This is a genomic window from Mesorhizobium sp. M7A.F.Ca.AU.002.02.1.1, from assembly GCF_003998535.1.
In the GTDB taxonomy this organism is placed as follows: Bacteria; Pseudomonadota; Alphaproteobacteria; order Rhizobiales; family Rhizobiaceae; genus Mesorhizobium; species Mesorhizobium ciceri.
The window spans coordinates 1-1,576 of record NZ_RZPB01001083.1 but is presented as its reverse complement, the minus strand read 5'-3'; the positions used below and the strand labels follow the sequence as shown (position 1 = coordinate 1,576).

At 61.6% G+C, this 1,576-nt stretch carries 2 protein-coding genes; both read right to left on the bottom strand.

Features of this window, described 5'->3' with window-relative positions:
- Positions 1 to 565: ribulose-phosphate 3-epimerase (gene rpe / locus EN879_RS35230; RefSeq protein ID WP_127274679.1), on the bottom strand; the 565-nt coding region annotated here is incomplete at its 3' end.
- A 58-nt stretch (positions 566 to 623) separates the two neighbouring features.
- Entirely contained in the window at positions 624 to 1,562 is a 939-nt protein-coding gene (cbbX, locus tag EN879_RS35225; protein ID WP_013532058.1) for a CbbX protein, read from the bottom strand.
- Positions 1,563 to 1,576 lie beyond the last annotated feature (14 nt).

Genomic DNA, 1,576 nt, shown 5'->3' with positions numbered 1-1,576 from the left:
CGGCGGCGACCATCGGGGCGGTTTCGGCCGTGACGCCGCCATCGATGTCGATGTCAATCGGGCGGTGGCCAACCAATGCCTTGATTCGCCTGATCTTCTCGATGACCGCGGAAATGAAGGCCTGGCCGCCGAAGCCTGGATTGACCGTCATCAGAAGCACCAGATCGAGCCTGTCGAGCACATATTCGATGACGCTCTCCGGCGTCGAAGGATTCAGCGATACGCCGGCCTTCTTGCCGAGATTTTTGATCGCCTGCAGGGAACGATCGAGATGCGGCCCGGCCTCTGCATGCACCGTGATGATGTCGCAACCGGCGTCGGCGAAGGCGGCCAGATAGGGGTCGGCCGGCGCGATCATCAGATGGCAGTCGAAGATTTTGTCCGTTCGGTCGCGGATCGCCTTGATCACCGGCGGACCGAAGGTGATGTTGGGCACGAAGTGGCCGTCCATCACGTCGAGATGGATCCAGTCGGCACCCGCCCGCACGACAGCTTCGACCTCGTCGCCGAGCCGCGAGAAATCCGCGGAAAGCACGGAGGGTGCGATGATTGTCCCGGTGACCATGGTCGTCGTCTCCAATTCTGTCTGCGGTGTTGGTCGCTGCGCCGGCCGCTTCGTCGTGTCAGCGCATCTTCGTCTCCGGTTCGCCTTCCAGTTTCCCTTCCGCGAACACGCGGCTGCCGCGAATGTCGGATTCCTCGATGGTGATAAGATCGGCCTTGGTCAACACCCGGCTGCGCGATGCGAAAAGCCGGTTGGCCTGCCGCAGCCGCGCCCGGTCGAGCCCATTGCGAACCGAACGCGCGTTGGAGAAATGCGGCAGCCTCATGCGGATCGGAAGATACTCTTCGAGCGCCTGGGACGCCGCCTCGCTGAGGCGATAATTCTGCTCCGCGAGCATAATCTCGGCGATCGATTTCAGTTCGCTGACGCCATAGTCAGGGAAATCGAGGTGGTGGGCGATGCGCGAACGCATGCCGGGATTGCTGTCGAAGAAGCGGTCCATCTTGTTCTTGTAGCCGGCAAGGATCACAACCAGATCGTCACGGTTGTTCTCCATGCACTGCAGCAGGATTTCGATCGATTCCTGGCCGTAGTCGCGTTCGTTCTCTGGCTTGTAGAGATAGTAGGCCTCGTCGATGAAAAGCACGCCGCCCATGGCACGCTTGATCACCTCGCGGGTCTTGGGCGCGGTGTGGCCCACATACTGGCCGACGAGATCGTCGCGAGTCACGGCGACCATGTGGCCTTCGCGGACATAACCCAGACGATGCAGGATTTCGGCCATCCTCAGCGCCACCGTGGTCTTTCCGGTGCCAGGATTTCCCGTGAAATTCATGTGCAGCGTCGGCGCGCCCGATGTCAGTCCGAACCTGCGGCGAAGCCGGTCGACCAGGAGGAGGGCGGCGATCTCGCGGATGCGGGTCTTGACCGGCTTCAGGCCAACGAGTTCTCGGTCGAGCTTGTCCATCACCTCGTCGATGTTGGACGCCTCGAACTCGGCCTGCAGATCAACCGTCGCGTCTTGTGCGGCAGCGTCCTTTGTCATCGCGTTCAGCATGGTTCGGCTAGCTC

Bases quoted from the DNA above. Each gene is read 5' to 3' on its own strand.
- cbbX (WP_013532058.1), bottom strand. From the start codon at position 1,562: ATGCTGAACGCGATGACAAAGGACGCTGCCGCACAAGACGCGACGGTT.